The organism is Actinoplanes palleronii (genome assembly GCF_016862315.1).
In the GTDB taxonomy this organism is placed as follows: domain Bacteria; phylum Actinomycetota; class Actinomycetes; order Mycobacteriales; family Micromonosporaceae; genus Actinoplanes; species Actinoplanes palleronii.
The window spans coordinates 22,360-48,773 of the sequence record NZ_BOMS01000130.1 but is presented as its reverse complement, the minus strand read 5'-3'; the positions used below and the strand labels follow the sequence as shown (position 1 = coordinate 48,773).

The 26,414-nt window shown below is 72.2% G+C and carries 23 protein-coding genes; 14 read left to right on the top strand and 9 right to left on the bottom strand.

Going from position 1 to position 26,414, the window contains the following annotated elements:
• The first annotated feature begins 12 nt into the window (after window positions 1-12).
• The 4 genes from Apa02nite_RS38480 (at window position 13) to Apa02nite_RS38465 (ending at window position 5,005) form a co-directional block, all read left to right on the top strand.
• The gene (locus Apa02nite_RS38480; RefSeq protein ID WP_203829438.1) at window positions 13-2,445 is read left to right on the top strand and encodes a polymorphic toxin-type HINT domain-containing protein; all 2,433 of its coding nucleotides are present in this window, start codon (window positions 13-15) and stop codon (window positions 2,443-2,445) included.
• On the top strand, window positions 2,445-2,915 hold the full coding sequence (locus tag Apa02nite_RS38475; protein WP_203829437.1) for a hypothetical protein: 471 nt from the start codon (window positions 2,445-2,447) through the stop codon (window positions 2,913-2,915). The genes Apa02nite_RS38480 and Apa02nite_RS38475 overlap by 1 nt, the downstream gene beginning before the upstream one ends.
• Window positions 2,916-3,177: 262 nt before the next feature.
• Window positions 3,178-4,338, top strand: a complete 1,161-nt coding sequence (locus Apa02nite_RS38470; protein ID WP_239164834.1) for a hypothetical protein — start codon at window positions 3,178-3,180, stop codon at window positions 4,336-4,338.
• An 85-nt stretch (window positions 4,339-4,423) separates the two neighbouring features.
• A complete protein-coding gene (locus tag Apa02nite_RS38465; protein WP_203829435.1) occupies window positions 4,424-5,005 on the top strand; it encodes a hypothetical protein in 582 nt (193 codons plus the stop codon).
• Here the strand turns inward: Apa02nite_RS38465 and Apa02nite_RS38460 are convergent.
• Window positions 4,995-5,708: a hypothetical protein gene (locus tag Apa02nite_RS38460; RefSeq protein WP_067696408.1), complete on the bottom strand. Its 714-nt coding sequence runs from the start codon at window positions 5,706-5,708 to the stop codon at window positions 4,995-4,997. The two genes, Apa02nite_RS38465 and Apa02nite_RS38460, sit on opposite strands and share 11 nt — an antisense overlap.
• Window positions 5,709-5,865: 157 nt before the next feature.
• Here Apa02nite_RS38460 and Apa02nite_RS38455 point away from each other — a divergent pair, with 157 nt between their 5' ends.
• The 3 genes from Apa02nite_RS38455 (at window position 5,866) to Apa02nite_RS38445 (ending at window position 8,976) form a co-directional block, all read left to right on the top strand.
• Window positions 5,866-6,258 (top strand): hypothetical protein, encoded by a 393-nt coding sequence (locus Apa02nite_RS38455; protein ID WP_157441599.1) that lies wholly within the window; start codon window positions 5,866-5,868, stop codon window positions 6,256-6,258.
• Window positions 6,255-8,438, top strand: a complete 2,184-nt coding sequence (locus tag Apa02nite_RS38450) for an MFS transporter (RefSeq protein WP_203829434.1) — start codon at window positions 6,255-6,257, stop codon at window positions 8,436-8,438. Before Apa02nite_RS38455 ends, Apa02nite_RS38450 begins: the two co-directional genes overlap by 4 nt.
• Before the next feature lie 91 nt (window positions 8,439-8,529).
• On the top strand, window positions 8,530-8,976 hold the full coding sequence (locus Apa02nite_RS38445) for a hypothetical protein (protein ID WP_203829433.1): 447 nt from the start codon (window positions 8,530-8,532) through the stop codon (window positions 8,974-8,976).
• 296 nt (window positions 8,977-9,272) lie between these two features.
• Here the strand turns inward: Apa02nite_RS38445 and Apa02nite_RS38440 are convergent, their stop codons facing one another.
• The 3 genes from Apa02nite_RS38440 to Apa02nite_RS38430 are packed head-to-tail and all read right to left on the bottom strand — an operon-like array spanning window position 9,273 to window position 12,328.
• Window positions 9,273-10,289 (bottom strand): LacI family DNA-binding transcriptional regulator, encoded by a 1,017-nt coding sequence (locus Apa02nite_RS38440; protein WP_203829432.1) that lies wholly within the window; start codon window positions 10,287-10,289, stop codon window positions 9,273-9,275.
• A gap of 43 nt (window positions 10,290-10,332) precedes the next feature.
• Window positions 10,333-11,325 carry a type I glyceraldehyde-3-phosphate dehydrogenase gene (gene gap / locus Apa02nite_RS38435; protein ID WP_203829431.1) on the bottom strand — a complete coding sequence of 331 codons (993 nt, stop codon included), beginning with the start codon at window positions 11,323-11,325 and terminating at the stop codon, window positions 10,333-10,335.
• A gap of 4 nt (window positions 11,326-11,329) precedes the next feature.
• The gene (locus tag Apa02nite_RS38430; protein ID WP_203829430.1) at window positions 11,330-12,328 is read right to left on the bottom strand and encodes a GlxA family transcriptional regulator; all 999 of its coding nucleotides are present in this window, start codon (window positions 12,326-12,328) and stop codon (window positions 11,330-11,332) included.
• 200 nt (window positions 12,329-12,528) lie between these two features.
• Between Apa02nite_RS38430 and Apa02nite_RS38425 the strand changes: the two genes are divergently transcribed.
• The 7 genes from Apa02nite_RS38425 (at window position 12,529) to Apa02nite_RS38395 (ending at window position 21,871) form a co-directional block, all read left to right on the top strand.
• Window positions 12,529-13,539, top strand: a complete 1,011-nt coding sequence (locus Apa02nite_RS38425; RefSeq protein ID WP_067696387.1) for a LacI family DNA-binding transcriptional regulator — start codon at window positions 12,529-12,531, stop codon at window positions 13,537-13,539.
• A 427-nt stretch (window positions 13,540-13,966) separates the two neighbouring features.
• Entirely contained in the window at window positions 13,967-15,367 is a 1,401-nt protein-coding gene (locus Apa02nite_RS38420; RefSeq protein ID WP_203829429.1) for a serine/threonine-protein kinase, read from the top strand.
• Between the two features lie 98 nt (window positions 15,368-15,465).
• Window positions 15,466-17,310, top strand: a complete 1,845-nt coding sequence (locus Apa02nite_RS38415) for a sensor domain-containing diguanylate cyclase (RefSeq protein WP_203829428.1) — start codon at window positions 15,466-15,468, stop codon at window positions 17,308-17,310.
• The gene (locus tag Apa02nite_RS38410) at window positions 17,307-19,631 is read left to right on the top strand and encodes a putative bifunctional diguanylate cyclase/phosphodiesterase (RefSeq protein ID WP_203829427.1); all 2,325 of its coding nucleotides are present in this window, start codon (window positions 17,307-17,309) and stop codon (window positions 19,629-19,631) included. Before Apa02nite_RS38415 ends, Apa02nite_RS38410 begins: the two co-directional genes overlap by 4 nt.
• 36 nt (window positions 19,632-19,667) lie before the next feature.
• Complete coding sequence (locus Apa02nite_RS38405) at window positions 19,668-20,174, top strand: hypothetical protein (RefSeq protein WP_203829426.1); 507 nt, start codon at window positions 19,668-19,670, stop codon at window positions 20,172-20,174.
• On the top strand, window positions 20,162-21,046 hold the full coding sequence (locus tag Apa02nite_RS52060) for an SCO6745 family protein (RefSeq protein WP_203829425.1): 885 nt from the start codon (window positions 20,162-20,164) through the stop codon (window positions 21,044-21,046). Before Apa02nite_RS38405 ends, Apa02nite_RS52060 begins: the two co-directional genes overlap by 13 nt.
• Before the next feature lie 48 nt (window positions 21,047-21,094).
• Window positions 21,095-21,871: a hypothetical protein gene (locus Apa02nite_RS38395; protein WP_203829424.1), complete on the top strand. Its 777-nt coding sequence runs from the start codon at window positions 21,095-21,097 to the stop codon at window positions 21,869-21,871.
• A gap of 1 nt (window position 21,872) precedes the next feature.
• Here the strand turns inward: Apa02nite_RS38395 and Apa02nite_RS38390 are convergent, their stop codons facing one another.
• Genes Apa02nite_RS38390 through Apa02nite_RS38370 form a run of 5 tightly spaced genes read right to left on the bottom strand, consistent with a single transcriptional unit; the run spans window position 21,873 to window position 26,409 of the window.
• The gene (locus Apa02nite_RS38390) at window positions 21,873-23,012 is read right to left on the bottom strand and encodes an ABC transporter substrate-binding protein (protein WP_203829423.1); all 1,140 of its coding nucleotides are present in this window, start codon (window positions 23,010-23,012) and stop codon (window positions 21,873-21,875) included.
• 31 nt (window positions 23,013-23,043) lie between these two features.
• A complete protein-coding gene (locus Apa02nite_RS38385) occupies window positions 23,044-23,811 on the bottom strand; it encodes an ABC transporter permease (RefSeq protein WP_203829422.1) in 768 nt (255 codons plus the stop codon).
• Window positions 23,808-24,578 (bottom strand): ABC transporter ATP-binding protein, encoded by a 771-nt coding sequence (locus tag Apa02nite_RS38380; RefSeq protein ID WP_203829421.1) that lies wholly within the window; start codon window positions 24,576-24,578, stop codon window positions 23,808-23,810. The genes Apa02nite_RS38385 and Apa02nite_RS38380 overlap by 4 nt, the downstream gene beginning before the upstream one ends.
• On the bottom strand, window positions 24,575-25,417 hold the full coding sequence (locus tag Apa02nite_RS38375; protein WP_067696363.1) for an ABC transporter permease: 843 nt from the start codon (window positions 25,415-25,417) through the stop codon (window positions 24,575-24,577). Before Apa02nite_RS38375 ends, Apa02nite_RS38380 begins: the two co-directional genes overlap by 4 nt.
• A complete protein-coding gene (locus Apa02nite_RS38370) occupies window positions 25,414-26,409 on the bottom strand; it encodes a TIGR03842 family LLM class F420-dependent oxidoreductase (protein WP_203829420.1) in 996 nt (331 codons plus the stop codon). Before Apa02nite_RS38370 ends, Apa02nite_RS38375 begins: the two co-directional genes overlap by 4 nt.
• Window positions 26,410-26,414: the final 5 nt, after the last annotated feature.

The following is a 26,414-nucleotide window of genomic DNA, read 5'->3' as shown; positions in this document are numbered from 1 at the left end:
AAGGGTTCGTCCTTGCGTAAGGCTCTCCTGGCGTCCGCCCTCGTGCTGACGCTGTTCCTCGGGTCGCCCCCGGTACCGGCCACCGCCGCCACCGGCACGACCTCCTCCTCCCTCGAGATCCTGACCCAGTGCCTCGATCAGGTGCTGCCGCCCGGAACGAGCGGGAACAACGACACGCTGCTGCAGAAGGTGGCCCGGCTGGCGAAGTTCCGGCAGTGCGCCGTCGACTCGGGCTTCACCCTTCCGGCCGCTCTGACCTGCGTCAACAGTGCTTCGGGCAGCACCCTGACCGTCCTTTACACGCAGGTCAAGCAGTGCATCACCGACACCCGGGTGCGCGTCGGCGCCGTCGCCGCCCAGCTGGTGACCTCGGGTTACGCGATCGACGTGTTCCGCGGCAGTGTGCCCCCGCTGAGCGCGGACGCCCGCGCGATCGTCGCCGACCTGACCGAGGCGTTGGGCGACGGCACGGGGCAGATCGCCGCGCTGCGGTCGGCACTGGCCGCTCAGCAGTCCGGCGGTTCCGCGGCCACCCTGCGGCCGGAGATGACCACCGCGCTGGCCGGCTTCTCCGAGTGGAACGGCACGATCGGCGCGGTCCTCGGCGGCTGGCAGGGCGACCTCGACGAGCGCCGCACCCGGTATCTGTCCGCGGCGAGCGCGCTGGCACAGGGCGCCACCGCGCTGACCGGCTCCGGGAACACCATGACCGCGCTGGTGCCGTCGACCGGTGCGATCAGCGCGAAGGTCACGGGCACGATCGACGACCTGAAGACGGTGGCTCAGGGCACCGCCGCCGTCGCGCAGGTCCTGGCCACGCTCGCCGAGGCGCTTCCGGGCATCACCAGCGACCTCCAGCAGATCAACACCGGGCTCGACGGGGCGAACCGGGCGATGACCCAGATGAACGCCGCGATCGGGCAGGTCAACCAGAGCCTCGACGAGATGAACCGGTCCATCGCCGCCGCCAACGTCGCCATGGATCAGATCAACGCCGGGATCAAGCAGGCGAACGCCGGTATGGACCAGATGATCGCCGGGCTCGACGAGATGAACGCCGGCATGGATCAGATGAACGCGGCGGTCGCCGACTTCCCGAACATCAAGGCCATGCTGGGCAGCGGCATGTCGCTGTCGAACTTCGGCGACTTCTACGACGACCCGTTCCAGGGCACTCCGGAGGAGCGCCTGCAGCGGCTCAACGACCAGCAGAGCCGTGACCAGTACATGTCGCTGCTGCTCGGCGTCACGCCAGGGATCGGTGACGCGCTGGGCCTGTCCGGGGCGATCACCGGCAAGGACGTGGTCACCGGGCAGCCGCTCAACGGCACCGAACGGGCGCTCGGCGCGGTCTTCGTCCTCGGGTACGTCAAGGGCATCGGCAAGGCCGCGGACCTGGCCGGGGTGACCGGCAAGCTGAACAAGGCCGGCGGGGTGCTGAAGAAGACCAAGGACGCGGTCGCCGCACTGCGGGCCGGTGCGAGTCTGCCGGCCGGCTGGACCACCCGGGTCCTGTCCGGCCCGCCCGCGGGGTTGTCGAAGCAGGCCGGGGTGACGTGGACCGAGGCGGTCCTCTCCGGCGGCGGCGCCAAGCTGTTCTACAGCAGCGACGGCCGGATCTACGCGCAGACCGACGAGGGGCTCACCTACCTCGGCACCCGCACGCTCGACGACGTCGGTGACGCCTGCCTCAACAGTTTCCGGCCGGAGACCCGGGTGGTGCTCGGCGGCGGGGGTACCGCGCCGATCGCCTCGCTGCGGGCCGGCGACCTGGTCCTGGCCGGGGACACGATCACCGGGCGTCCGGTGCCGGAGCCGGTGACCGCGGTGCACGTGCACACCGACACCGAGCTGACCGACGTCACGGTGGCCGGCGGCGGGCCGGACGCCGTCGTGCACACGACCGGCGAGCACCCGTTCTGGGACGCGGACGCGCGTGCCTGGGTCGACGCGGAGGACCTCGCCGAGGGCACCGCGCTGCGTACGCCCGCCGGGGTGACGGCCGAGGTGGCCGGGGTCCGGTCGTTCACCGGCAGCCAGGACATGTACAACCTGACCGTCGCGGGCTATCACACGTACTTCGTGCACGCCGGCGACACGGCGGTGCTGGTTCACAACTGCCCGATGGCGCGGTCCCCGAACGCGCTCAAGAACGTCAAGCTGCCCAAGAGCCTCAACGGCGTGGACATCCCGCACGTGCGGGAGAACCACGTGCCGGGCGGCGCGGGGGTGCACAGCGGGAAGAACCTGTGGCCGAGCACCGTGACCGACGACCAGATCACCGAGGTGGCCGCGTCGGCGTTCCGGAGCAATCCTCGGGTGGTCGGCTGGGACTCCGGGACCCGGATGATCCAGGCGCAGGCCCGGGTCAATGGCAAACTGTACGAATTCATCATCAACAAGGACAGCGGGATCATGCGCACCATCTATCCGAAGCTGAACTGATGGCCGGCCCGATCACCTGGCGGGTCGCCGGGATGCGCACACCGGCGACGGCTGACGGGATCGTCACCGGCCGGGTGTGGCTGACGCTGCACGGGGTGGACTTCCCCGGCAGCGACTGGTCCGACTTCCCGCTGTCGGTTCTCGGCTCCGCGGTGACGGCGTACGCGGCGCTCCGTGACGGTGAGCCGGACGCGTTCTCGTACATCTTCGACGGGTCGTACTTCCTGTACTACCGGCGGACCGGTGCGGCCGAGCCGACGGTGCACATCGAGGCGAACTGCGACGAGGACGAGGAGAACGTGTACTCGATCGCGACCGGTGAGGTGCTCCTGGACGATCTGCGGGCCGCCCTGCTGGACGGGCTGCGGGTGATGCGGGCACAGATCGACGGCCGGCCGCACACCGAGGAGGCGGTCCGGGGCATCGACCGGCAGATCGGCGTGCTGGGCCATTTCGTACAGGAAAGCTAGCTGTCCGGAACGGAACGCGGAAACCCCTGCCGATGGTGGGGGTTTTCGCAGTTCAGCGGAGCTTTTCCGGGAATGGCGGGGAGCCGAAGAATAAGTGCGACCTTAAGACGTCTGCCCCTTGATCCTTAAGTTTTCCTTTAGTTCGATCCGCAGTGGGAGCGTTCCCGTAAGGACGGATTGAGAAACACGAACGTGGTCCGAGGGGAAGGCGACACACATGAAGCGCTACCGGAGCTACCGGAGTAACGCGGGGGGATCCAATGTGCGGCGCTGGCGAGGCTTCGCCATCGCGGGCGTCGCGGTGGCCGTGGCCGGCGTGGGTCTCGGTGTGGCGAACGCGGCGACCTCGGAGGCCGTGCCCACCGTGAACTGCCCGCAGGTCGCGCCGGCGCTGCCGGCCGTCCCGGCGTCGGCCAAGGCCGAGGTGGAGCGCAACCTGGCCCTGCTCAACACGCAGATCCAGGAGGCCAACAAGCGCCTGTCGACCTCAGTCGGCGAGGGCGGGGTGAACTTCATCCAGAACGCGATCCTCGGCCCGCTGAAGGACAAGCGCGCGTCCACTATTGATCGGATCGCGATCTCGATCGGGCGCACCGCGGCCAAGCCGAACCTGCCGGTCGACTCGCTCGCCACCTGCGCGCTGAACCAGAACGGCGGCGGCAACGCGGCGCCCGAGCCGACCGCGGTCCCGGCCGCGACCGGTGCCGCCGGCTCGACCGGTGGCACGGCCGCAGCGCCGACCGTCAACTGCCCGGACGTGAAGATCAACGTCGCGATCCCGGCGTCGGCCCAGGCCGAGATCGATCGGAACCTGGCGCTGCTCCAGACGCAGATCAAGGAAGCGAACAACCGCCTGGCCACCACGATCGGCCAGGGCGGCGTGAACTTCATCCAGAACGCGATCCTCGGCCCGCTGGAGGACAAGCGGTTCGCCACGATCAACCGGATGGAGACCGCTATCGGTCGCCAGGCCGCGAAGCCGGACCTGAACGCCGAGGGCCTGTCGGCCTGCTCGCTGAACGAAGCGGGTGACGCCGCCGGCGGTGGCGCCACGGCGGAACCGACCGCGACCGCGACGGCCGCGCCGACCGCCGGCGCGACCACCGCGCCGGCCGGCAACAACACCGGCACCGCGACGGTCAACTGCCCGGACGTGACGATCAACGTGGCGATCCCGGCGTCGGCCCAGGCCGAAATCGATCGGAACCTGGCGCTGCTGCAGACCCAGATCCAGGAAGCCAACAACCGGATCGTCTCGACCAAGGGTCAGGGCGGCGCGAACTTCATCCAGAATGCGATTCTTGGCCCGCTGAAGGACAAGCGGTTCTCGACCATCAACCGGATGGAAACCGCGATCGGCCGCACCGCCGCGAAGCCGAACCTGAACGCCGAGGGCCTTTCCACCTGCTCTCTCAACCAGTAGGCAAATGACGGGAAAGGGGCCCTCCGGGGCCCCTTTTCCGTGCGTCTATGCTCCCCTGCGGTTCGAGGGAAAAACGGGGGAGACTGTGGACGAACGTCTGCCGAAAGTGGTCCGGCGCGGGTCGATGCTGCTCGGCGTTTGCGCGGTGGCGGCGGCGCTGATGGCGGCCGTAGCGATCGACTGCTGGTGGCGGGTCGGCGTGGTGGCGGACGCCTATCACGGCTTCGCGTGGCCGGCGAGCGCGCTGACCTACCTCGACCGGGATGCCGGCCATCTCCGGACCGCCCTCGCCGTCAACGCGATCGTGCTGACGGTGACCGCGGTGGTCACCACGCTGCTGGCGCGCGGGGTCCATCGGGTCCGGCCGTGGGCCCGGCCGGCCACCTTGTGGTTCGCGGCCGCCGCCGGGGTGGCGCTCGTCGTCGCCCTGGTGCTCACCCCGGCCGAGGTGGCGCAGCCCTACTCGGACTCGCCGATCCCCGACATGCTCGGCGTCGGGCTCGCGCAGGCCGGGCTGGGGGAGCACGTGCTCTCCCAGGGGTACCCGACGATCGCCACGGTTCTGACGCTGATCGCGCTCGGTGCGCTGATCGCCGCGGCCGTGCAGGTGAGCAGAGTGTCGCAGCTCGACTTCTTCCGGCCGCCCGACCCCGGCCTCACACGGTGAGCTCGCGATAGGCGGTCAGCACGGCGGACGTGTGCTCGGCCAGGTCGAGGGTCTCGTGACCGGGCGCCGGGGACGGTGCGCCGATCAGATAGTCCGACTCGCGCAGCAGCGCCCGGGCGTTCGCGAGTGCCTGCTGCTGGCGGACGAACGCCTCGGTCTGATCCGCGAGCCGGGTGAGATGACCGACCCGGGAACCGGCCGCCACGTCCAGCTCGCGCAGGCGGGCCCGGGCGTGGGTGGCGCGCGCGGCCAGCTCGGCGCGGAGCGGGCTGCCCCGCGGCACGTCCGGGTCGGCCTCGGTGAGCTGCTCCCAGGTCAGCCGGACCCGGTCACGGTCGGTCAGCAGGCCGGCCAGCTCCCAGACCGCCTGGGCCAGCTTCGGGCTCGGATCGGACAGTCCGACGTGGTCGCGCAGCACCGGCCAGCGGTCCATGGTCAGCACCGCGGCGTCGACGGCCCGGCGCAGGTCGGCGCGGTCGTCCTGCTGCACGACGAAGCGGTAGTCGGACGGCGAGCGCCCGAACAGCCGCCAGCCGGCCGCCCTCGGCACCTCGAAGGACACCCGCAGCTGCCCGTGCAATCCGGGGCGGGGGCGGAGCACCACGATCGAGCCGAGCTCCAGCTGATCGCACGGCACCGACGACGCCGGGGCCCGCAGGCCGACCACCGTCTCCTGCACGCCCTCGGCCAGGTACACCCGCACACCGACGATTCTGCCCGGTGATCGCCACCCGGCCCAGACCTGTCGTCCTCCAATGGGGCCGGTAGCTATCGGATAGCACTCGCTTTCGCGTGCGGGGGCGGTTACGTGATAGAAATCCGCGCCAGCAAGAATGCCCCGACGACGAGGAGGACCCGCGGTGCCAGGCAGTGCACGCACGATCACCGCCAGCAGCGTGGTCGTCTATCTCGCGGTCAGCCTGCGGTCCCGGCTCCGGGAACACTCCGCGGCGGCCGGTCGGTCACACACCCAGATCGTCTTCGACGCACTCAACGACACCCATCACCGCCTGGCCGAGCTCACCGGCAACCCCCTGCCGGAGCACGCCCAGGACGGCATTTTCGTGGCCCAGCGACCCGCGCGCCGGCAGCACCGTGAGGACCAGGTGCAGGTGTCGATCCGGCCCAACCCGGAGAACCTCGCCGTCATCGACGGGCTGGCCTGCACGCACACCGCCGGCAACCGGTCCGCGCTGATCGCGGCCGCACTCGACGCGTACCTTCCGGTTCCGATGAAGGGCTCCCCCGGATGAAAGACCTCAACGCCCAGATAGGCAACTTCTGGACGGACTACGCCGCCCTGGCGAGTCTGGCCGGAGGCGTGCTCGGCGTGCTCCTGCTGATCAGCTTCGCGATCTGGGCGAAACGGTCCGGCAAGCCGCTGCGCCCGATCGCCCTGTCGTTCAGCATGAACCTGGCGCTGCTGCTCAACGCCGAGGGCATGTGGGTGATCGCCACCGACCAGCTGAACCTGCCCAAGGTCTTCGCGGTACTGGTCTTCGCGGTCTTCGAGATCTGCTTCCTCACCGCGACCAGTCTCGCCGCCGAGCAGTACCGCAACACCTCGGTCTACGGCGAGGACGGCCGGATCGAGACACCCGGCCACCCCGGCCCGATGCTGTGGATCGCCGCCCTGATCGCCGGCGTGTCCGGTGTCATCGTGGCCAGCAACGCGGTCACCGGCACCGAGAAGCTGCTGCGTCTCGCGGTGCCCTGCGTGATCTTCCTGATGTGGTGGGCGGCGCTGACCGCGGCGGGGCAGCGGGTCCGGCGTGGCCGGTTCGCGTACAGCCCGCGGCGTCTCGCCGAGCGCTGGGGCTGGCTGATCCCGGACGACGACCCGGACCTGGCCCGGATGGGCAACGAGCGGCAGGTGCGCCGGATGGTGGTCAACCACCACCGGGTCAGCTCGGCCCGCTGGCCGAAGTCGTGGTGGCGCAACCGCCTGCTGAAGGACGCCCGTACCGCCGGTGAGCCGGAGGTCGAGGAGGTCATCGAGCAGCTCGCCCGGATCCAGCGGGTGATGGACCTGCTGATCCCGGCCGACGCGCGGCCGGCGGCGCCGGTGGCCCTGCTGCCCGCTGCGGCCGCGCCGGTCGCGACGGTGGCGGCGGCAGCCGAGCCGGTCACCGAGCCGATCCGGTCCGCCCCCGCGGTCCCGTCGGCGCCGCCGGTGTCCTCGGGGCAGCCCGCGCAGCCGGTGCAGCCGGTGCAGTTCATGCCGCCGGCTGCCGCGCCGACCGCTCCGGTCGCGCCGGTGGCCAGCTCGCCGGTTGTTGCCGCGGCCGCTCCGGCCCCGGCCCCGGCTTCGGCTTCGGCTTCGGCTTCGCTTGAGGCTGACGAACAAGGGCCGGTCCGGCCGACGGTCGCGAGGCTCGCCGCGCTGGTGAACTCGACCGCCGAGTCCGGCAGCCTGGGTGAGCGGCTGGCCGCGGCGGTGACCCCGGAGGAGATGCTCGGCATGCCGGCGAACGGCGCCGAGGTGCCGGCCCAGCGCCGGTCCGCCGAGGACGTCGCGGTGCCCGGCGCGGTCCCGGCCGTGCTCGGCTCCATCCCGGCGATTCCCGCGCCCCGCCCGTATGTGGCCGCGCCCTCGAACGGCACCAACGGCAGTCACAGCGCCGACGGCACCAACGGCACCAACGGCTCCAACAGCACGAACGGCTCCAACGGCACCAACGGCACGAACGGGCAGCACAACCTGCCGTCCTGGGCGGCCACCCCGACCGGCGCCCAGCGCGCCGTCAACATCGTCGGCTCCCCGTGGTGGCGGCTCGCCGTCGAACGCCTCAGCCGCATGGTCGCCAGCGAGGTCACCGCGGACAACCTGCCCGAGATGACCTACTCCCGGGTCGCCGAGCTGGTCCGCTCCCTGGCCCCGCGGGTCCCGGACCTCGGCGAGGGCGTCGTCCGGTCGTTCGTCAACGACTACGTGCGCGAGATGAACGGCGAGCCCGGCGACGCCGCGTATCCGTGGCGGGACCTGCTCCCCGAGCCGGTCACCGCGCCGGTGGGCTCGGCGGTCTGGATGGCGGCGATCGAGGACCTGCGGACCGCGCTGATCGAGGAGATGGAGGGCAGCGACGTCACCGACGCCCGCGAGCTCGCCATGATGCTCGCGCCGAGCGTGCCGCGCCTCGACGAGGCCACCGTCCGCGAGTTCGTCAGCGACTACCTCTCCGCGCTCGGCGGTCAGCCGTCCGGCGCCGACCAGCCGTGGATGCACCTGCTGCCCCGGCCGCAGGGTGGCCGCGGGCCGAGCGACGAGGAGGTCCTCGAGCAGTACGGCGTCCAGCTGCACGAGCACCTGCGCACCACCGGCAAGCTCACCCGTTACCGGGTGACCGCGCTGACCGGCGTCAAGAGCCGCCTCCAGGCCGACCGGATCCGGGCGGCCATCGAGGACCAGGCCGCGGAGAGCACTCCGGCCTGAACGTGATCGATCGAGGCGGCCCTGGAACTCCAGGGCCGCTTCGGCGTATCCGGGGACGACCAGCGCGCCGAGATCTGGGTACATTGCCGGCATGACCGATCTCGCCCGGGACCGCCGGACCTCCAGGCCCGGACGCGCGGTCGTCTGGGTCCAGGTGGCGTTTCTGATCGCGTACCTGATGGGCAGTTTCGTGGTCCTGATCCTGGCGGCGGTGCGCGCGGACGACCTCGGGGCGATCCTGCACCCCGGCCTGGAGCGCCTCGGCGACCCGAAGGACTCGCTGCCCGGTGTCGGCCCGGACTCGCTGGTCAACCCGCTGGTCTGGATCTTCGGAGGGTGCCGGCTGATCGCCTGGCTGATCTATCCGATCGGCATCGCGATGCTGCTGCTCGGCGCCGCGACGCTGGCGCACACCTGGCGGTCCGGCGATCGGCGCACGTCCCTCCAGCTGGCCGTGCTCACCGTGATCTGGCTGATTCTGATCGCGCTGGCCGCCACCCCTTACGGCAACGGCCTGCTCCGCTGGCTGCTGGATTAAAACCCCATTGGGTACGAATTACGGAGCGCCCGTCCGCAGGCTACAAGCCGAGTCCCGCCCGTGAGGCCCCGCGACACCGCCCTCACCCCCGACCGCAGCGCGCCCCCACGCAGCCGGCTGGTTGCCAGGGGTGTCTCGCAGCCCCTGAGGCACCTCTGGGGGCCAGCCCGAGCTGTTCGGCTGGTTGCTGGGGGTGTGTCGTGGCCCCTGAGGCACCCCTGGAAGCCAGCCGGGCAGCGGGACGCGCGCTGCGGCCCGGGGCGGAGCGGTCTGGGGTTGCGGATGGTTCGGTGGGGTCAGAGGGAGGGGGCGGTGCAGCTGGAACGCCAGATGATTTCGGCGGTGGCGGGTTCGGAGATCGGGCCGGGGTCGTCGCCCAGGGCCAGCGCCATGGCTCGTTCGCCCATGCCGACCAGGGGGAGCCGGACCGTGGTCAGGGCCGGCGTCACGTCGCGGGCGATCGGCATGTCGTCGAAACCGGTCACCGAGATCTGGTCGGGGACGCCGATGCCGCGGTCGCGGAGGGTGGCCAGGGTGCCGACGGCCATCGAGTCGTTCAGGGCCAGGATCGCGGTCAGGCCGGGGGCGGCGGCGAGCAGCTCGGTGGCCGCGGTGGCGCCGCCGTCGCGGGTGAAGTCGGCGTAGACGATCTGGTCCGGCGGGAGCGGCACGCCCAGCTCGGCGGCGGCGCGGCGGATGCCGGTGAGGCGGTCGGTGGTGGTGGTCAGCGCGCGCGGGCCGGCGATCACGCCGATCCGGCGGTGGCCGAGGCCGAGGACGCGGCAGCCCAGCTGGTACGCCCCGGTCTCGTTGGCCGGCAGCACCGCGCTGCCGACCAGCTCGTGCCGGCCGATCACCGCGACCCGGCCGCCACCCTGCTGGTACGCGTTCAGCTCCCCGTTGAGCCGGGCGGTGAACGCGTCGTCGTGATAGCCGGAACCGGCCAGGATCAGCGCGTGCACCTGCTGGGCGCGCAGCAGCGCCACATAGGCCAGCTCGCGCTCCGGCTCCCGGTAGCTGTTGCAGATCACCAGCAGCCGGTCGTGCGCGCCGGCCTGCCGCTGCAGGCCCCGGGTGATCTCGGCGAAGTACGGGTCGGAGACGTCGTGCACGATCACCCCGACCGCGGACTTGCGCGGCCGGGCGACGTTCTGCGCGTGCGCGTTCGGCACGTAGTGCAACTCGGCGACGGCGGCCAGCACGCGCTCCCGGAGCTCAGGAGCGACCTTCTTGGCGCTGTCGTTGATCACGCGGGAGACGGTGGCGGGGGAGACCCCGGCCAGCCGGGCGACATCGGACAGGGTGACCGCCATCCGGACAGCATAGATAAGCCGGCCGGATGCCGTGTGGCCGGAGCTAACGACCCAGCAGGGAGAGCGTGTCGATCACCCGGTTGGCGAAGCCCCACTCGTTGTCGTACCAGGCGACCACCTTCACCAGACGGCCGTTCGCGGTGGTGAGCAGCGAGTCGAAGATCGACGATGCCGGGTTGCCGGTGATGTCGGTGGAGACCAGCGGGTCGGCGGAGAACTCCAGGATGCCGCGCAGCGGGCCGTGCGCGGCCGCCTCGAACGCACTGTTGATCTCGTGGGCGGTGACCGGGCGCTCGACGATCGCGTTCAGCTCGACGAGCGAGCCGACCGGGACCGGCACCCGCACCGAGTACCCGGTGAGCTTGCCGGCCAGCCGGGGCAGCACCACGCCGATCGCGGTGGCCGCGCCGGTCGTGGTCGGCGCGATGTTCAGCGCGGCGGCGCGGGCCCGGCGCAGGTCACGGTGCGGGCCGTCCTGCAGGTTCTGCTCCTGGGTGTACGCGTGGATCGTCGTCATCGAACCGGTCTCGATGCCGGCCAGGTCGTCGAGGACCGACGCGATCGGGGCGAGGCCGTTCGTGGTGCAGGACGCGTTCGAGACCACGTCGTGCGCGGCCGGGTCGTAGTCGCCGTGGTTCAGGCCGTACGCCACGGTCAGGTCGGCGCCCTTCGACGGGGCGCTGACCAGCACCTTGCGCGCGCCGGCGGCCAGGTGCGCGCGGGCGTCGGCGGCGGCGGTGAACCGGCCGGTCGACTCCAGCGCGACGTCCACGCCGAACTCCTTCCACGGCAGCTCGGCCGGGTCGCGGACGGCGGTCACCTCGATCCGGCGGCCGTCGACGAGCAGGTGGTCCTCGTGCGCCTCGACGGTGCCGGCGAACCGGCCCAGCGAGCTGTCGTAGCGCAACAGGTGCGCGAGGGTGCCCGGGTCGGTCAGGTCGTTGATCGCGACGATCTCGACGTCACTGCCGGCGGCGGCGCGGAGAACGTTGCGCCCGATGCGTCCGAAGCCGTTGACGGCCACTCGTGTTGTCATGTCCTCAGCGTGCCGCCGCTGCCAGGTGCCCGGCAGGTGCCGGGACGTCAGCTGTCGTAAGCTTTCCGCCAGCGAATGTCCGCCGGTACTCGCTCGGCGAGGTGCCGAGGATCCGCTGGAAGTGCATCCGCAGGTTCGCGCCGGTGCCGACACCGGTCCGTGCGGCGATCTGGTCGACACCCAGGACGGTACGTTCGAGCAGCTCCCGGGCCAGGTCCACCCGTGCCCGCAGCACCCACTGCATCGGCGTGTACCCGGTGTCCTCGACGAAGCGCCGCCCGAACGTCCGCGCCGACACCCCCGCGTGCCGGGCCAGCCCGTCCACCGTGAGCGGCGTCTCGAGATGCCGCAGCGCCCACTCCCGGGTCGCCGCGAACACGTCGCCGAGCGGCTCGGGCAGGCTGCGCGGCACGTACTGGGACTGGCCGCCGCTGCGGTACGGCGCGGCCACCAGCACCCGGGCGATCGTGTTCGACGCGCGCACCCCGTGGTCACGCCGGACGATGTGCAGGCACAGGTCGATCCCGGCGGCCACCCCGGCCGACGTCAGCACCTGGCCCTCGTCGACGAAGAGCACCTCGCCGTCGACCCGTACCTTCGGGTACTCCCGGGCCAGCACCGGGGCCATCTGCCAGTGCGTGGTGGCCCGCCGGCCGTCGAGCACCCCGGCCGCGGCCAGCGCGAACGCCCCGGTGCAGATGGCCACCATCCGGGTGCCGCGGAAGGCGGCCGCCCGCAGCGCGTCGAGCACCCGGCCGTCGATCGGGCCGGTCGGGTCCCGGAAGCCGCACACGATGACCGTGCCGGCGTCGTTGAACGCCTCGAGACCGGCCTCGACGGTGAAGCCCAGACCGTCCCGGCCGGGCACCGCGCCGGGCTGGGCCGCGCACGGCACGGGCTGGTAGCCCAGGCCGTGCCGTGGCGCGAAGACCTGCGCGGGGATGCCGACGTCGAGGGGCGCGGCCCCGGGCAGAACCAGCATGGCGACCTTGTGTTCCGGCATGCCACCCACTGTGCCGGGCGGAGCGCGTACCCCGGAAGTGGCTGTAACGGCGGTAACCGCAAGGATCCCGCCACGCACCCCTTCCACCGGAATGCCGAGAGCGCTCCCGCGGTCCGAAAGTCGACCACTAGAATCATCGGCCCGGCGGCTCGGCGGTTGTACCTTGTCTCCAGCCGGTGACGCGGAAAGGACGGCTGGCCATGAGGGACCACAGCAACCGTTCGGCCGGGCGGCCGACCCTGGAGGAGGTCGCGGCGCGAGCCGGCGTCGGCCGGGGCACCGTCTCCCGGGTGGTGAACGGGTCGGCCCAGGTCAGCCCGAAAGCCCGCAAACTCGTCCAGGACGCCATCGAGGACCTGGGCTACGTGCCGAACCGCGCGGCCCGCGCGCTCGTCACCCAGCGCACCGACTCGATCGCCCTGGTCGTCTTCGAGTCGGGTGAGCGGTTCTTCGCCGAGCCGTTCTTCGGCCGGATCGTGCAGTCCGTCTCGTCCGTGCTGGTCGCCCGGAACCTGCAGATGGTCCTGATGATCGCGCAGGCCCCGGAGGAACGCCGCCAGCTCGAGGGCTACCTGACCCGCCAGCACGTCGACGGCGCGCTGCTGCTGTCGCTGCACGGCGACGATCCGCTGCCGGCGCTGCTCGAGGAGCGCGGCGTGCCGACGGTCCGGGTCGGTCGCCCGGTCCACCCGGAACCGGTCAGCTTCGTCGACGCGGACAACCGGGGCGGCGCCCGGGCCGCGGTGTCCTACCTGCGTGAGCAGGGCCGCCGCTGCATCGCCACGATCACCGGCCCGATGGACATGGCCCCCGGCGTGGCCCGCTACCAGGGCTACCGCGACGTGGTCGGCGACGGCCCGGCCGCGGCCGGCGACTTCGGCGAGATCAGCGGCGCGATGGCGATGGAGTGGCTGCTCACCAACTATCCGCAGCTGGACGCGGTGTTCGCGGCCTCGGACATGATGGCGGCCGGTGCGCTGCGGGTGCTGCGCCGCGCGGGCCGCCGGGTGCCGGAGGACGTCGCCGTGATCGGCTTCGACGACTCGGTGATCGCCCGGCACACCGATCCGCCGCTGACCAGCGTCTACCAGCCGGTCGAGCAGATGGGCCAGGAGACGGTCCGGCTGCTGCTGGCGAAGCTGGACGGCGAGGAGCCGGTCGAGCGCGAGACGGTCATGCCCACCCGCCTGATCCTGCGTGGCAGCGCTTAACCCTTTTTTCGGTACGGATAGGGAGCGCCCGCCCGCAGGCTACGAGCCACGTCCCGTGACGGTCTCGTGCGAGGTGGCTGCCGGTCCGGGCCGCGGCGCGCCCGAAGGGCCGCCGGCTGGTCGTGAGGGGTCTCTCGGGGTGCCGGAGGCACCCCTGAGAACCAGCCGGTGACCGTGCGGCGCGGCTGGGCCCGGCGTGGTGGCGGCCTCGCGGGGGTCTGACCGGGACCACCCACGGACGTCGCCCCGGAGGGCTTCGCGTTCTGGGCGCGCCAGCGCCCTGCGGAGCCCGCAGGGGTCCCGGCGGGAGCGGCGATCTGCACCCCGGCGGACGCACGACATCGGTTTTGTGATCTTGATTTTGACGCTCGCCTGGGAAAACCCTCCTGCGGTTGACACAGCGACCGGCGTGGGCGAATGTTCCGGCATGCACGATGTATGGCCGGCGCCGGGTGCCCTCCTGGTCTCGCGGTACCGCCTCGTCACGTTGCTCGAGACGGGCGGCATGGCGCAGGTCTGGCGGGCCACCGATGAGCTGCTCGACCGTCCGGTGGCGGTCAAACTCCCGGCCGGTGACGTCCGGGCCGCGCACCTCGCGTGGCGGGAGGCCCGGCTCGCGGCGCGGCTCTCGCACCCGGGGATCGCGGCCGTGCACGACTACCGCGAGGCGGTGCGGCCGGACGGTTCGGTCGTGCCGTTCGTGGTGATGGAGCTGCTCTCCGGGGAGACCGTGGCGGCCCGGCTCTGCGACGGCCCGGTGCCGTGGCCGGCCGCCGCCGCCGTCGGCGCCGCGGTGGCCGGAGCGCTCGCCGCCGCGCACGCCGCCGGGGTGGTGCACCGCGACATCAAGCCGGGCAACGTGATGCTCTGCAAGGGCGGTGTGAAGCTGCTCGACTTCGGGATCAGCGCCACCGCCGGCGAACCGGACGACGACGACACCGGCGCCACGTTCGGCACACCGGCCTACGCCGCGCCGGAACGCCTGGACGGCGAGCCCGCCGAGCCGGCCACCGACCTGTACGGGCTGGGCGTGCTGCTCTTCGAGATGGTCGCCGGGGAGCCGCCCTACAGCGTGGACACCTGGGAGGAGCTGGCGATCGCCCGGCAGTCCGGCCCGACGCCGCTGCCCGGTGGCCTGCCCACCCCGCTCGTCGACCTGATCCAGCGCTGCCTGCTCGACGACCCGGAACGCCGGCCGTCCGCGGCCGAGGCGTGGAAGGTGCTCGCCGAGCTGGCACCGTCCGAGGACAACAAGGCGCCGACCGTGCCGCTGCCCGGCGCCCGCCCCACCGGGCACGCCCGGGTGCCGGCCGAGACGCCGGCGGTGCGGAACAGCCGCGGCCGCAAGATCGCGGTGGGGGCGGCGCTGGGCGCGACCGCTGTCGCGTTCCTGGCCCTGGTGCACGTGGTGTCGCAGGCCGACGACGACCTGGCCGCGCAGCCCCAGCCGCCGGTCGTGCCGTCGGTGGCGCCGTCGGTCGTGCCGTCCGTCGCGCCGCCTGCGCCGAGCCCGTCGGCGTCGGCGTCGGCGTCGGCGAAGGTGACGGTGGAGCGGACCGCTGCCCCGCTGACCGTCGACGTCGCGCTGGGCCGGGTGCAGGACGCCGTGGAGAAGGGGGAGCAGTCCGGTGACATCCGGCCGGACGTCGCCCAGGACTTCCGCAACATCCTCGGCCAGCTCGCCGTCTCCGACGATCCGGACGTGCCGGGCGAGGTCGACCTGCTCCGCAAGAAGGTCCGGCAGCGGCTCGGCGAGGGCGGGCTGACCGCCGGTCAGGCCGCCGTCCTCCAGGAGCGCCTGACCGATCTGGGACAGGCCGGCGCGTAGGAAGGGTCAGGTCGGCGCGCAGAAAACGCTAACAACCGCCCCTCCCGGGCCGATCGCTGCAAGGACGGATGTGACTCGGGTGCGGTAGGGGGTGAGGCATGCGCTGGCGTGATCCGGTGCTGGCCCCGTTGGTCCTGTCGGCCCTGGTCGTCCTCGGTGGCTACGCCCTCGATCTGGGCACCACCCGGGAGAAACTGCTGCTCTGCTGGGTCGTCGCGCCGCTCACCGACCTGGCGCTGTTCGCGCTGTCCCGGCAGGTGTGGCGCACGCTCGCGCTCACCCCGGCGAGCCGGCGGTTCTGGCGGGTGATGGGCCTCGCCGGGCTGGTCTTCGCGGCCGGTGACGTCACCCAGCTGGGCTACGTGCTGTCCGAGCCGGGCCGCGACACGTTCGTCTTCCACCCCGCGCAGCAGCTGCTCGGCGTGGCCGGCGTGCTGATGGTCGTCGGCGTCGCCCTGTTCCACCCCGGTCAGGTGTGGTCGCGGGGCAGCCGGATCCGGGTCACGCTGGACGCCGCGACGGTGAACACCGCGGCCGGCGTGGTGGTCTGGGCCCTGCTGACCCGCACCTCGATCGGCGACGCCGGCGCGGCCGGGTACGTCTCCGCGCTGTTCGGCTGCGGCGTGGTGCTCTGCGGTGGCTTCCTGACCGTGAAGGTCGGCCTGAGCGGGTCGAGCCCGATCGCCATGCCGGCCGCCGTCCCGATCGTCGCCTCCACCGCGGTGCAGGCGATCGGCAACGTGCTGCTGCCCACCGCCAGCGTCAGCGGGGTGATCGTCCCGTCGTTGCTGGTGCTCGGCCCGTGCCTGCTGATGGTCGCGGCGCCGCGGCTGCAGCTGCTGGAGGCGCGGGCCGGGCGGGGCGAGACGGCCCGCCGGGAGGCCGGCTCCGGGCGGCGGTACAGCCCGCTGCCGTACCTGGGCACGGTGGTCTGCGCCGGCACTCTGGTGATCACCCTGCTCACCCAGGGACTCGGGCTGTCGGCCTGGGGCGCGCTGGCCGGGCTGCTGATCAACGTGGCGCTGGTGGTGGCCCGGCAGCTGCTCGCGCTGGCCGAGAACAACACCCTGCTCGATCAGCTCGACGAGAGCCTGGCCGAGATCCGGCGCCGGGAGCGCCGGCAGGAGGCGCTGCTGCGGCACGCGTCCGACATCACCGCGATCGTACGGACCGACGGCATCGTGAAGTACCTGAACCCGGCCGTCGAACGGATCATCGGGGGCACCCTCGACGAGTACGTCGGCCGGCAGATGCTCGACATGATCCACCCGGACGACGCGGACCGGGTCGCCGCCGAGATGGCCGGGGTGTACGCCACCCCGGGCGCCAAGGTGGCCTTCGAGATGCGGGTGCAGCACGAGGACGACAGCTGGCGCTGGCTCTCCGTGGTCGGGGTGAACCTGGTCGCCGAGCGCGGGATCAGCGGCGTGGTGATCAACGCCCGGGACATGACCGAGGAGCGCGAGCTGCGTGAACGGCTGCGGTTCCAGGCCGGTCACGACGCGCTGACCGGGCTGGCGAACCGCCGGTTGTTCACCGACCGGATCGGCGAGTCCGGCGCCGGCGAGGTGGCGGTGCTGCTCGTCGACCTGAACGGGTTCAAACAGATCAACGACACCTACGGGCACGCCACCGGCGACGCGGTGCTGCGGCACGTGGCCGCGCAACTGCTGGCCAGCGGCGGGCCGGACGACCTGGCGGCGCGGCTGGGCGGCGACGAGTTCGCCGTGCTGGTCGGCGCCGGGCAGGACGAGGCGAACCGGATCGGCGCCCGGCTGCGCGCGGCGCTGGCCGTGCCGGTCGAGCTCGGCGGCCGGATGCTCACGGTGGGCACCAGCATCGGGGTGGCGTCCGGCCCGGCCGACCAGCCGGACAACCTGCTGCACGTCGCCGACCTGCGGATGTACGCCGACAAGCAGCGGTCCCGGGAGCTCACCCGGTGACCGGGGAGCGGCACTGGCGCTACGCCGCGCTCAGCGGCGCCACCGCCCTGACCGGCGTGCTCTGGTACGTCTGGTGGTGCCTGGCCCCGACCGGCCCGGCCGCCCTGGCCTACCTGGTCATGCCGATCGCCGGCGCGATCGCCGTCCCCGCGGTGCACGCGTTGCGCCGCGACGTCGTGCTGCCCCCGGCCGGCCGCCGCTTCTGGCTGCTGCTCGAGGTCGCCACGGTGCTGCTCACCGCCGGGTACGCGGTCCTGGCCGTCGCGGCGTTCCGCTCGTCGCCGGCGCTGCCGTACCTGCCGCTGCCCAGCACCGTGCTGATCGGTCTCGGACTGCTGGCCGCGATGATCGGGGTCGGCGCCGTGCCGCTCGGCGTGACCAGCTGGGCCGAGCGGGGCCGGCAGTGGCTGGACCGGTCGATCGCGTTCCTCGGCTGCGCCGTGCTGCTCGGGCACTTCGGGTTGTACCCGATGTTCGCCGCGGAGCAGCGCTGGAGCACCGGGGTGCTCGCCGTGGTGCTGATGGCGTTCCTGTTCGCGGCCGGCGCGGTCACCAAGGTGTCGTACATCCCGGGCGGGCCGGTGGATCGCACCGCGGTCCGGTTGGTGGCCGGCACCGGGCTGGTCGCGGCGGCGTTCGCGCTGCTCGCCGTCGCCCGGCCGGAGGACGGCTCGATCCCGGCCCAGGCGGTGCTGCTGCCCCTGGTGCCGGTGCTGATCACGCTGGCCGCGCTGCGTCAGCGGCACGCGCCGGTCGCCCGTACGCTGCGGTCCGACTCGTGGTTGCCGTACCTGGCCATGCTGGCCGCCGACGTGCCGCTCGCGCAGGTGCTGTTCGGTGAGCCCCGGCTGGACACGATCGGCGAGGGCCGGCTGGTCATCGGCGGCGCCGCCCTGGTCAGCACGCTGGTGTCGGTCCGCCAGTGGGTGGTCAACCGGGACAACACCCGGCTGCTGCACGAGCGGGAGGCCTCCGAGGCCCGGCTGCAGTACGACGCCACCCACGACGCGCTGACCGGCCTCGGCAACCGGGTGCTGTTCCGCGAGCGCCTGGACGTCGCGCTGGCCACCACCGGCGCCACCGTGCTGCTGGTCGACCTGGACGACTTCAACGCGGTGAACGACTCACTCGGCCACGACGTCGGCGACGAACTGCTGATCGCGTTCGCCGCGACGCTGCGGGTCGCGGCCGGCGCGGACGGCGAACCGGCCCGGCTGGCCGGTGACGAGTTCGCGGTGCTGGTCACCACGCCCGGCGTCGACGAGGCGGTGGCGCGGCGGATCATGACGGCGATCGCCGCACCGATCAGTGGGCACCGGCTGCTGGTGCACGCGAGCGCCGGCATCGCGTCGGCGCCGGCCGGCACCGCGGCCCGGAACCTGCTGCGCGACGCGGACGCCGCGATGTACACCGCGAAACAGCGCGGCAAGGCCAACTGGATCCGGTACGCCCCCGGCATGGAGAAGCCCGCCCAGGCGCACGCCCAGCTCGGCGGCGACCTGCGCCGGGCCCTGGACGCCGGCGAGTTCCGGCTGGTCTACCAGCCGCTGGTGGACCTGCGTGACGGCCGGGTGGTCGGCGTGGAGGCGCTGGTGCGCTGGGTGCACCCGGAGCGCGGCACGGTGCCGCCGATCGACTTCATCCCGGCCGCCGAACGGACCGGGCTGATCGTGCCGCTGGGCCGCTGGGTGCTGCGCGAGACGTGCCGGCAGGCCGCCGCGTGGCTCGCCGAGTTCGGCCCGGACGCGCTGCGCAAGGCCTCGCCGAACGTGTCGGTGCGCCAGCTGCACGACCCGGACTTCGTCGCCGACGTGCGGGCCGCGCTCGCCGACACCGGCCTGCCGGCGAACCGGCTGGTGCTCGAGCTGACCGAGTCCGCCGTGCTGCGCGGCCACCAGGTGCTCAAGGTGCTGCACGAGGTGCACGACATGGGGGTGCGGCTGGCCCTGGACGACTTCGGCACCGGCGAGTCGTCACTCAGCCTGCTGCGCGCGTTCCCGGCCGCGATCGTCAAGCTGGACAAGTCGTTCGTCGACAACATCGAGGTCGACGAGCCGGGCAGTGCGGCGGCCGGTGCCCGGCAGGCGGTGGCCCGGGCGGTCGTCCAGCTCGCCGACGCGCTGGGCCTGGACACGGTCGCCGAGGGCATCGAGAACCAGGAGCAGGCGGACCGGCTGCTCAGGCTCGGCTACACCGTCGGCCAGGGCTATCACCTGGGCCGTCCGGTCAGCGCCGAGGACTTCACCGCGCTGCTCGCCGCGCAGGTCCGGCACCCGTCCGCGGTCATGACGGTGGACAAGGATCTGCCCGCGGCCGCCTGACAAGATAAAAATCCGGACCCCGATAGGGTACGGACAATGGACACGGCGGACGACGGCACCTCTACGGCACACTCCCTCGCCACCTGGCTGGAGCGGCTGACCTTCGCCGACCTGACCGCGGACGAGGCCACCGCCCGGATCCTCGCCGCGATCGAGGAGTGGGCCACCTGGCAGCAGTGGCGGGTCTACCGCCGCGCGCCCAGCGTCGTCCCGCTGCCGCCGCCGTTGCGCGGCAACTCGGTGCTCGACGTGGCCTGCGCCCGCCCCGGCGGCGCCGCCCCGATCGCGGTCGAGGTGGACCGGCTGGACCGGCAGCGCACCGTCGACAAGCTGCTCGCCGAGGCCGCCGCCGGCCGGGTGGCGATCTGGGTGCGCTGGGGCATCGGCCCGTTCGTGCCGCCGCCGCTGCCGGTGCACCTGGTGACCGTCCAGGCAGCTCGCCGGTCGGGTCGCTGGTCTACCGTGTCCGAACGACCTGCCCCGGAGCACTCCGGGTCCGCGCCCGTCGTCACCGAAGCCGAGGAGCTGCCGTGGGAACCGTGACCGAGAGCCCGTCCCGCCTGGCCTGGCGGGTCACCGAGCCGCTGCACGCCTGTGTCTACCTGGTGCCGGAGGGCCCGGCGGCCTACGCCCGGCTGGGGCTGCACCCGATGGGCGGCTACTTCGCCGCTCGCGCCGCCGCCCTGGGCCCGGCGGGCGCGGCGCTGGTGGCCGCCACGTTCTACAACTTCAACCCGGCCGTGATCGCCAAGACCGTCCCGGCCGCGTGGGACACGGTGACCCCGGAGCAGATGGTGGCCACCCGCCTGGCGGTCGCGGACGCCGCGCTGACCCGGGCGCTGGGCGTCGCGACGCTGGCCGGCCCGGAGGTGGCCGAGGCGGCCGAGCTGGCCCGGACGGCGGCGCTGCACGCGGCCACCAGGCCGCACGGCCGGCCGCTGTTCGCCGCGCACGCCGAGCTGCCCTGGCCGGACGCACCGCACCTGGTGCTCTTCCACGCGCACATGCTGCTGCGCGAGTTCCGCGGCGACGGGCACATCGCGGCGCTGCTGGCCGCCGGGATCAGCGGCCTGGAGTCGATCGTCCTGAAGGGGGCCGCCGACCAGGTCACCGGCCGGTTCCTGCTGGCCTCCCGGGGGTGGAAGCCGGAGCAGTGGGCGGCCGCCGCCGACGGGCTGCGCGAGCGCGGGCTGCTGGCCGGCGACGAGCTCTCCGACGAGGGCCGTCGGCTCGGCGCCGAGCTGGAGGCGACCACCGACCGGTTGGCCGAGCCCGCCTACGCCACTCTGGGTGACGCGGGGTGCCTTCGGCTGGCCGAGCTGACCCGGCCGCTGAGCCGGGTCGTCGTCAAGGCCGGTCTGCTGGACCCGGCCGGTCTGACATCTTCCGCCGGTGATCGTTCGCACCCCGCATGATGCCCAAAACGCTTGTCGCTCGGTAGTAAACGGGTCACGCTTGGTCACGTGATCCGACAGCCGCAGCAGCACCCCGCGTCGTGGTGGGACCAGTTCCAGCAGGTCTCCGAGAGATTCGACCTGGGCTCTCTGACCGAGAGCCTGGGCGACGAGATCGTTGCGAAGATCCCGTCGCCGCTGCTGCGCCGGGAGGCCGAGATCGCGCTGAACATCATGGTGCGGTTCCTGAACAAGCCGGCCAGCGAGGAGCTGTCGGTGCGGGCCGAGCAGGCGGTGGCCCGGCTGGCCGCCACCGTCGACCGGCTCGAGGAGCGGTCGAGCGACGGGTTCGAGCTGCGCGAGGCGCGGGCGCTGATCTACCTGCTGCAGGGCCGGACCGGCGACGCGGCGCACGCGTCCGAGCCGTTCCTGAAGCCGCAGGTGATCCTGCGGTCGTTCGTGGCGGCGCTGCGGCTGGAGCGGTTCGACACGAACCTCGCGGTCAAGCTGCTCTCCGCCGGGCAGGACCCGCGGCTGGCCCTGCACTCCGGCCAGGTGGTGGGCAAGTACTCGTGGTGGCCGAGCTGGCTGCTGAAGGTGGTCACCGAGCGGGCGATGGCCGGCGAGCTGGACGACGACACCATCACCGCGCTGGACCGGTGCGCCTACGCGGAGCTCAGCCCGGCGCAGGCCCGGCTGGCCCGCCGGCTGCTGGACGGCGAGGAGTCGCTGATCGACGCGTCGGCGGTGCGGCTGGCCGGGCTCGGCGAGGCGGACGCGGCGGCGAAGCTGCGCGAGGGCGACCTGACCACGGTCGCCCTCGCGGCTCGCCTCATGCCGATCTAGCTCAACTTCCACCCTCGTTCAGGGTCACGGTCGCCGGCTGGAAACCGGTGCCGTTGACGTCCACGCCGGCGGTCTTTGCCTGCTCGATCGCCTGCTTGATGTAGTCGTTCGTGTAGGCCAGGCCCTCCGGCGCCTTCGTCAGCACGGTGTCACCGGTCTGGTTCTTGGTGGTCTGGGAGAGCTGCACGGTCTGGTTCCAGGCCGTCTCGTCGATCACGCCGATCCCGCCGGTGGCCGGCCAGACCAGCTTGTTGACCTCGTTCATCTGCCACAGCTGGTGGCTCTTGCCGAGCTTGGAACCCTTCGCGACGACCAGGTCACGGCACTTCTCCGCGTTGTCCCGGCAGAACGCCCAGCCCTTGATCGTGGCGGTCAGGAACTTCACCGTCTGCTGCTGGTAGGCCGGGTCGTTGAGCTTCTCGGTGTTCGCCCAGACCGCGTCCTGCAGCATCGACGAGCCCTCGGTCTTCCAATCGATGATCGAGAAGTCGTCGGCGGTGTACTGCTTGCCGGTCTTCGGGTTCTTCGCCTCCAGGAGCTGGGCGTACTCGTTGTAGCTCATCGCCTGGGCGGCGTCGATCTCCTTCTTCAGCAGCGCCTGCATGTCGAACTGCTGCTGCACCAGGGTGACGTCCTTGCCCGGGTCGATCCCGGCCTTGGTCATCCCGGCGAACAGCTCGAACTCGTTGCCGAAGCCCCAGTTGCCGACCTTCTTGCCCTTGAGGTCGGCGGCCTTGGTGATGCCGCTGTCCTTCCAGGCCACCTGGTAGGTGCCGGACCGGCCGAAGATCTGCCCGACGTCGGTGATCCCGGCGCCCTGCTCCCGGGACGCGAGGGCCTTCGGCACCCAGGCCACCGCGTAGTCGGCCCGGCCCTGGGCGAGCACGGTCTGCGGGACGATGTCCACGCCGCCCTCGAGCAGCTGCACGTCGAGGCCCTGCTCCTGGTAGAAGCCCTGGTCCACGGCGGCGATGTAGCCGGCGAACTGGGCCTGGAAGAACCACTGCAGCTGCAGTTTGATCGGGGTGAGCGCGCCGCTGGCGCCCGGTGCGGGGGTGCTGGCCGGGTCGGCGGTACCGCACCCGGCGAGCACCAGGGCGGAAGTGGCGGCAATAGCGGTAAATATCCGATTCAGTCGCAAAGTGTCCTCTTCCGGTTAGGTTACGAGGGGATCAGGCGATCAGCCGCTGACGCCACGGCATCGCCAGACGCTCCAACAGCAGCGTCACCAGATAGAAAGTCAGACCGAGCAGGCACGCGCCGGCCACGTAGGCCCAGGCCCGGGGGTACGCCGTGAACGCCGCCGCCGAGGTGATCCGCGAGCCCAGCCCGTCCTGCAGCCCGCCGAAGTACTCGGCGACCACCGCGGCGATCACCGCGAGCGACGAGGCCTGGCGCAGGCCGGTGAACAGGTGACCGAGGGCGCCGGGCAGCCGCACCTTGACCGCGAACGTCCAGCCGCTCGCCGCGTACGTGTGCATCAGCTCCTGATGCACCGGGTCCACCTCGCGCAGGCCGCGCAGCGTGTTCAGGAAGACCGGGAAGAAGACCACGATCGCGGTGACCAGCCGGCGGGGGACGCTGCTGGTCGACTCGAACATGTTGTTGAGGATCGGGGCGAGCGCGATGATCGGCAGCGCGTTGAGCACCGCGGCGAACGGCACCGACACCTCGCCGAGCAGCCGGAACCGGCTGGTGGCCAGCGCCGCGAGCACCGCGATCAGGGTGCCGACGACCAGGCCGATCAGCGCGTTGGCGCCGCTGGCCAGCGCCGCGTCCCACACGTTGCCGCGCTGCACGGTCAGCTCGTGCCAGATCGCCGACGGCGCCGGCAGGATGAACGGCGCGACCCGGCCGAGCCGGACGAACAGCTCCCAGCCGGCCAGGGCCAGGATGCCGAAGAGCAGGGGTGGTACCAGCGAGGGAAGGGCGCGTCTCATGGCACCGGAACCCCTCGCAGGGCCTGGCTTACCTCGGTGATCTTCTCGAAGAAGGCCGGGGACTGCCGGCCGGCGTCGTCCCGGGACGGCAGGTCGACCGCGATCGACGCGGTGATCCGGCCGGGCCGGGCCGACATCACCACCACCCGGTCGGAGAGGAACACCGCCTCGGAGATCGAGTGGGTGACGAAGACCGTGCTGGTCCCGGTGGTGGCGCAGATCGACAGCAGCTCGGACTGCAGATGCTCCCGGGTCATCTCGTCGAGCGCGCCGAACGGCTCGTCCATCAGCAGCAGCGGCGGCTGCACGGCGAGGGCCCGGGCGATCGCCACCCGCTGCTGCATGCCGCCGGAGAGTTGGCCGGGGTAGTGCCCGGCGAAGTCGGCGAGCCCGACCAGCGCCAGCATCTGTTCGGCGCGGGTCCTGCGCTCGGCCCGGCCGATGCCGCGCAACTCCAGGGGGAGTTCCACGTTCTTGCGGACCGTGCGCCACTCGAAGAGGCCGGCCTGCTGGAAGGCGAGACCGTAGGCCTGCTCGCGGCGGGCCTGCCCGGCGGGTTTGCCGGCCACCGTGACGGTGCCGGTGGTCGCCGGGATCAGGTCGGCGATCAGCCGGAGCAGGGTGCTCTTGCCGCAGCCGGACGGCCCGATCAGCGAGACGAACTCGCCGTCGCCGACGGTGAGATCGACGTCGGACAGCGCGAGGACCTCGTCGCCGCGGCCCTGGTTGAAGATTTTCACGACGTTGTCGATGACCACGGCACTCACAGAGTCACCACTTCCACGTGGCGGCGGTGCCGCATCAGCGGCACCTCCAGCAGACTGACGGCGCCCGCGACGACCAGCCCGAGCAGCGCCGCTCCGAGCATGGCCGTGTAGACCTTGGCGGGATCCGAGGTGGCCTCCCGGGAGTACTCGATGATCAGGCGGCCGATCCCGCCCCGGGTGCCGGTGGAGATCTCGCCGACCACCGCGCCGACCACGGCGGCCGCGCCGGCCAGCCGCAGCGCCGGGAAGAGGTAGGGCAGCGCCGCCGGGAAGCGGAGCTTCACCAGCGTGCGCCACCACCCCGCGGCATAACTGCGCATCAGCTCGGCGCCGCTGGCGGACGGCGACTGCAAGCCACGCAGCATCCCGACCGCGACCGGGAAGAAGGCCAGGTACGCCGCGATCACCGCGACGGTCGCCCAGGCCGGCATCAGCGTGCCGCCCCAACCGGCCACCAGCGGCGCGAGAGCCACCAGTGGCACGGTCTGGGACAGGATCACGTACGGAAGAAGCCCGCGCTCGACGATCCGGAACCGCTGCATGGCCATCGCCAGCAGCAGCCCGACCAGGGTGCCGGCCAGGAACCCGGCCGCGGTGATCCCGAGCGTGAACAGGCAGGCGCGCAGCACCACCTGCCACACCGGGTCACCGCCGGCCAGCTCGGGCCGGCCCAGGCGTTGCAGGACGGTCCACAGGTGCGGCATGGAGAGGTCGTCGGCGCGGGGCAGCACCCGTACGCCGAACAGCACCGTCCCCTCCGGGTCGCCGACCGCCTTGTAGCCCTCCCAGAGCAGCGCCAGGGTGACGATGCCGGCCAGGATCGCGAGCGCGCGCCTCACGAGAACGCCGGGATGATGTGCTCGCCGTAGGCGGCGAGGGTCTCGGCCTTGTTGTCGTGCTGCAGGTAGACGGCGAACTGGTCCACGCCGAGCGCCTTGAGCTGTTCGAGGCGTTTGACGTGGTTCTCCACCGGCCCCAGGATGCAGAACCGGTCCACGATCTCGTCCGGCACGAACGTGGTGTGGCTGTTGCCGGCCCGTCCGTGCTCGGCGTAGTCGTAGCTCTGCCGTGCCTTGATGTAGTCGGTCAGCGCCTGCGGCACCGCGCCGCCCTCGCCGTACCGGGCCACGATGTCGGCCACGTGGTTGCCGACCATCCCGCCGAACCAGCGGGTCTGCTCCCGGGCGTGCGCCAGGTCGTCACCGACGTAGGCCGGCGCCGCCACGCAGAACGTGATCGACTCCGGGTCGCGCCCGGCCTTCTTCGCGGCCTGCCGCACCGCCGTGATCATCCATTCCGCGATGTCCGGGTCGGCGAGCTGCAGGATGTAGCCGTCACCGACCTCGCCGGTCAGGGCCAGAGCCTTGGGACCGTACGCCGCGACCCACACCTCGAGGCTGCTCTCCGCGGCCCAGGCGAACTGGATCTCGTTGCCCCGGACGGTCACCTTCTCCCCGTTGCCCAGGCCCTTGATCACCTGGACGCTCTCCCGGAGCTGGCCGAGGGTCTGCGGCGTGAGGCCGAGGACCCGCAGCGCCGAGTCGCCCCGGCCGATGCCGCAGACGGTCCGGTTGCCGTACATCTCGTTGAGCGTGGCGAAGGTCGAGGCGGTGACCGTCCAGTCCCGGGTGCCCGGGTTGGTCACCATCGGCCCCACCACGATCCGTTCGGTCGCGCCGAGGATCGCCGAGTAGACCACGTACGGCTCCTGCCAGAGCACGTGTGAGTCGAACGTCCAGAAGTGGCTGAAGCCGGCCGCCTCGGCCTTCTTCGCCCAGTCGACGAGGGCGAGCGCGGGTGGGTCGTTCTGCATCACCACACCGATGTCCATGTGCG

Coding starts and splice junctions, on each gene's coding strand:
- gap (WP_203829431.1), bottom strand. CDS start 11,325: ATGACAACACGAGTGGCCGTCAACGGCTTCGGACGCATCGGGCGCAAC.
- Apa02nite_RS38430 (WP_203829430.1), bottom strand. CDS start 12,328: ATGCCGGAACACAAGGTCGCCATGCTGGTTCTGCCCGGGGCCGCGCCC.
- Apa02nite_RS38420 (WP_203829429.1), top strand. CDS start 13,967: ATGCACGATGTATGGCCGGCGCCGGGTGCCCTCCTGGTCTCGCGGTAC.
- Apa02nite_RS38475 (WP_203829437.1), top strand. CDS start 2,445: ATGGCCGGCCCGATCACCTGGCGGGTCGCCGGGATGCGCACACCGGCG.
- Apa02nite_RS38425 (WP_067696387.1), top strand. CDS start 12,529: ATGAGGGACCACAGCAACCGTTCGGCCGGGCGGCCGACCCTGGAGGAG.
- Apa02nite_RS38385 (WP_203829422.1), bottom strand. CDS start 23,811: ATGAGACGCGCCCTTCCCTCGCTGGTACCACCCCTGCTCTTCGGCATC.
- Apa02nite_RS38445 (WP_203829433.1), top strand. CDS start 8,530: ATGACCGATCTCGCCCGGGACCGCCGGACCTCCAGGCCCGGACGCGCG.
- Apa02nite_RS38440 (WP_203829432.1), bottom strand. CDS start 10,289: ATGGCGGTCACCCTGTCCGATGTCGCCCGGCTGGCCGGGGTCTCCCCC.
- Apa02nite_RS38370 (WP_203829420.1), bottom strand. CDS start 26,409: ATGGACATCGGTGTGGTGATGCAGAACGACCCACCCGCGCTCGCCCTC.
- Apa02nite_RS38405 (WP_203829426.1), top strand. CDS start 19,668: ATGGACACGGCGGACGACGGCACCTCTACGGCACACTCCCTCGCCACC.
- Apa02nite_RS38450 (WP_203829434.1), top strand. CDS start 6,255: ATGAAAGACCTCAACGCCCAGATAGGCAACTTCTGGACGGACTACGCC.
- Apa02nite_RS38415 (WP_203829428.1), top strand. CDS start 15,466: ATGCGCTGGCGTGATCCGGTGCTGGCCCCGTTGGTCCTGTCGGCCCTG.